We start from the raw sequence: 4490 nt of genomic DNA, 5'->3' as shown, positions 1-4490 counted from the left end.
CTGCCCTGCTTGGCATCCCGCACTACTTGCACCATTTCCCAAAACGTTTCTGGTGTCACTCCATACAGCCTTTTGAAGTCAGATGGTGAATTTGACAAAGCTTGTTTATATTTCATTTAGTTGTTTATAACTGTTAATTAATCCTTCCTCTATCTAGCTTATTTCTCTTAATTCCGCAAGAGGTCTAATAATTAGTAAAGTTCACGTTTTGTAGGGGAATGGCATTGCCATTCCCCTATCGAGTGCCCCTTTTCTGGGAGGGAAAAGGTTAACTAAGCGTCAATTAGCTGGACTGAGTAGCTAGTAAATCAGCAGGGAGACGCTTGAAGGCAAGGCGCTCATTTTCCACATCGACAAAGATGGTGTCGCCGTCGTTGAATTCGCCTCGCAAAATCCCTTTAGCGATTTGCGTTTCCAGTTCCCGCTGAATCGCACGCTTGAGCGGACGCGCTCCATAAACGGGGTCGTATCCGACTTCCGCTAAGAAGTAAAGGGAAGCATCGGAAAGTTTCAGGGACATCTTGCGATCGCTCAACCGTGATTCGAGTCGCTTGACTTGCAACTGCACAATCTGCCGCAATTCCTGCTTGTTCAAGCCGTGGAAGATGATAATCTCGTCGATCCGGTTCAGGAACTCCGGACGGAAACTTGTCCGCATCGCATCCATCACCCGACTCCGCATTTCTTCGTAACGGGATTCATCGCTAGCAACATCTAGGATGAACTGCGATCCGATATTGCTGGTCATGATAATAATCGTGTTCTTGAAGTCTACGGTGTGACCGTGAGAATCGGTGACGCGACCATCATCAAGAATTTGCAGCATGATGTTGAACACATCCGGGTGCGCCTTTTCGATTTCGTCGAACAGCAACACTGCGTAAGGACGACGCCGGATGGATTCTGTCAGCTGTCCGCCTTCGTCATAACCGACATAGCCGGGAGGCGCACCAATTAAGCGAGAGACGCTGTGCTTCTCCATATACTCAGACATATCGATCCGTACCAAGGCTTCTTCTGTATCGAACAGGTAAGCTGCCAAGGCTTTTGCGAGTTCTGTCTTCCCGACGCCCGTGGGACCGAGGAAAATGAAACTAGCCGTTGGGCGATTCGGATCGGCTAAACCAGCACGCGCCCGCTGGATGGCATCGGCAACTGCTGTCACCGCTTCGGCTTGCCCAATCACGCGCTTGTGCAGTTCATCTTCCAATTGCAGAAGTTTTTCTTTCTCCGATTCCACGAGTTTGCTGATGGGGATACCAGTCCACTTGGAAATGATTTCAGCAATGTCGGACTCGGTGACTTCTTCTCGTAAAAGTGACTTACCACTATGCTGAGTTTGAACGAGTTGGGCTTCTGTCTCTTCTAGCTGATGTTGCAACTCGGTCAACTTGCCGAATTTCAGCTCAGCGGCTCGGTTAAGATCGTATTCTCGTTCTGCTTGTTGAATTTCCACATTCACCCGGTCGATTTCTTCTTTCAGGGTTTTGCGGCGTTCGAGAACGTCTTTTTCAGCTTGCCACTGTGCATTCAGTGTTCGTTGATCCTCTTTGAGATCGGCAAGTTCTTTTTCCAGTCTTTGTAACCGTTCTCTAGAAGCAGGATCGCTTTCTTTTTGCAGAGATAGCCGTTCCATTTCTAACTGGAGGATCTTGCGGTCGATTTCGTCGAGTTCCTCTGGTTTGGAGGTACTTTCCATCTTCAACCGTGCCGCCGCTTCATCTACCAAGTCAATCGCTTTATCTGGAAGGAAGCGATCGCTAATATATCGAGTAGACAAAGTAGCCGCAGCCACTAACGCACTATCAGAGATTTTCACGTTATGGTGCGTTTCGTAGCGATCTTTCAATCCCCGCAGAATCGAAACCGTATCTTCTACGCTGGGCTGATCGATATAAACTTGTTGGAAACGACGTTCTAGCGCCGCATCTTTTTCGATGTATTTGCGATATTCATCCAGGGTTGTGGCACCGATACAGCGCAATTCACCCCGCGCCAGCATCGGTTTGAGCAAGTTCCCCGCATCCATAGCGCCTTGAGTCGCACCCGCACCGACAACGGTGTGGATCTCATCAATGAACATGATAATGCTGCCCTGAGAATCGGTGACTTCCTTAAGAACCGCTTTTAAGCGTTCTTCAAATTCACCCCGATATTTGGCACCCGCAATCAACGCACCCATATCCAGCGCAATCAGTTTGCGATCGCGCAACGACTCCGGCACATCCCCGCTGACAATTCGCTGTGCCAAACCTTCAGCGATCGCTGTTTTACCTACCCCCGGTTCCCCAATCAGCACCGGGTTATTCTTGGTGCGACGAGACAGAATCTGAATCGTGCGGCGAATCTCATCATCGCGCCCAATTACCGGATCTAACTTCCCTTGGCGAGCGAATTCTGTCAAGTCGCGCCCGTATTTTTCTAAGGATTCGTACTTGCCTTCTGGATTTTGGTCAGTCACTTTTTGGCTCCCGCGAACTTGGGCGATGATAGTTCTTAGCTTGTTTTCGTCCAGCTTAAATTCTTGAAACAAAGCCTTACCAAAGCGATCGTCTTTGGGATAAGCCAGCATCATGTGTTCGATGGAGATAAAATCGTCTCCATACTCTTTGCGAAATGCTTCAGCCCGATCCAGCAGAGAATCTAAGCTACGTCCGACATAAACTGAGGTGCTACTGCCGGAAGTTTTTGGCTGACGCTTGATGAAATCTTCGGTGCGTTCTCTGACTCGCGACACATTTACGCCCGCTTTGTTCAGAATACTGCTGACGAGTCCTTCTTGCTCCAGCAGTGATTTCATCAAGTGTTCGCTTTCGATTTGTTGATGCTGGGCAGATTTAACAATATCTGGGGTGCGAGTGATGGCTTCCCAGGCTTTTTCTGTAAATTGGTTGGGGTTGGTTGGTTGCATAAGGAGTTACTCAATTAATAAACCCTAGAGACACCCATAACATACAGAAATTTGCAGTTCATCCCACTTATGGCTGTCCCTATCAGTCATTGTAAGTAGACTGGCTACACTCTTAGGATCGGTGTTCACGGCTTTTAGATAGGTATCTCCGTCCGTTTTTAAGCTTCCGGTTCAACTCCAAGCGCCCGTAACTGTGCTGCTAATCGCTCGGCGCGTTGACTTTCATGCTCAGCGCGTTCGTAACCCGTCAACAAGAGATTTCCTTCTCGATCCCACCAGCGCAACCAGGGCAGCGTAGCATTTTGATATTCACCCTGCCAAATTCCTAACTCTACTCCTAGAAGTGAAATTGGATAGTGTCCCCGCTCGTTAGCGCTCTCAATTGGATTTTTATGCCCATAACGATTAATTTCTTTTATTAACTCTTAGATACCCAATTTTTATTCATCACTGCCTGTTGTTGGTGCAAATGGATCAAGCCGAGCTAAGACCTGACCGAAAATGCCTCGCTAAAGCGGCGAGTTACCGGCTCAATTAAGAAAGTGAGAACTGATTTTTTCCGAGTAATAATTTCTCCAGTTGCAGCCATACCTGGAATAAAGGCGACTTTTTGACTTTGCACCTGAATTGAATGCTGTTTAAGTTGAATTCGAGTCGGAAAAACTAAGCCTAATTCTTGATCAGCGATCGCATTCGGACTCACTTGCACCACTTCCCCCTCAACTGTGCCAAATTCCTGAAACGGGAAAGTAGCCATTTTGACTTTTGCCTTCATTCCCTTACGGATAAAGCCAATATCGCGGTTGAGGACTTTCACTTCTACCAACAATTCTTCGGATTCGGGAAGAATTGATAACAACTCCTCTCCCGCTTGTACAGGCCCGTTGGTTGCTTTGATGCTGTAGACTGTCCCCGTAACCGGCGAGGAAATTGTTTCTACTTGTCGCTGCTTTTTCGCCTCCTCCAACTGACCGGCAACGGTTGTTAGTTCTTCTTGGCGCTGGTTAAACTTAGTTAGAATTTCACTCTGGCGCTCAGACTGTAATCGATCTGCCTGATTGCGAACCGATTGATACGCTTGTTCAGCTTGGCGAATTGTTTGTGCTTGAGCAGCGATATCTTTTTCCAGGGAGGTTATTTTGTCCTGAGCTTCCGTCACTTTGTTTTGAACATTCGTAATACTATCTTGGGCTGTGGTGACTTCAGCTTCCGCTCTAACGACTCTCTCTTGTGCGTCAACGTAATCGAGTCGCGGGACAGCACCGGGAATGAGGAGGGTGGTGAGCGCCTTTTCTCTTTTTTCGGCTAAAGCGAGGCTGTTGTTGGCTTTATTGAGAAGGTTTTTGCTGTTGGCGAGGTTAGTTTCGGCGTTGACTCGGTTGGTTTTGGCGTTGGCGAGATTTTCTTGCAGGCGGGTGAGGCGAACTTTGGCTTCATTGATGACTGCAATTTGGCGATTCGCTTCTGCGATCGCACCCGCTCTTTTTGCTTCAAAATCTTGTAAGCGAGCGGTTAAAAGCTGATCTTGCAAAGCGGTTCCGGCAGTTGCACCTCCCGTTCGTTCGGCTTCCAGACGCCC

General features: G+C 48.1%; 2 protein-coding genes and 1 pseudogene. All 3 read right to left on the bottom strand.

Translation table 11 applies throughout. The features are described from left to right. Nucleotides 1-283 precede the first annotated feature (283 nt). On the bottom strand, nt 284-2911 hold the full coding sequence (clpB, locus tag H6F50_RS04965; RefSeq protein WP_190412691.1) for an ATP-dependent chaperone ClpB: 2628 nt from the start codon (nt 2909-2911) through the stop codon (nt 284-286). Nucleotides 2912-3069: 158 nt separating this feature from the next. After that, nucleotides 3070-3294, bottom strand: a pseudogene (locus tag H6F50_RS04960) (Uma2 family endonuclease); the annotation flags it as partial. A 101-nt stretch (nt 3295-3395) separates the two neighbouring features. Continuing rightward, a partial coding sequence (locus tag H6F50_RS04955) for an HlyD family efflux transporter periplasmic adaptor subunit (RefSeq protein WP_190426942.1) occupies nt 3396-4490 on the bottom strand: 1095 nt, incomplete at its 5' end.

The sequence above is a fragment of the Coleofasciculus sp. FACHB-712 genome, from assembly GCF_014695635.1.
GTDB lineage: Bacteria > Cyanobacteriota > Cyanobacteriia > Cyanobacteriales > FACHB-T130 > FACHB-T130.
The sequence above is the reverse complement of the archived record's forward strand: the minus strand, read 5'-3'. Positions and strand labels throughout refer to the sequence as shown.

What these genes read in the sequence shown, in the direction of transcription:
- clpB (WP_190412691.1), bottom strand. Translation starts at nt 2,911, where the DNA reads ATGCAACCAACCAACCCCAACCAATTTACAGAAAAAGCCTGGGAAGCC.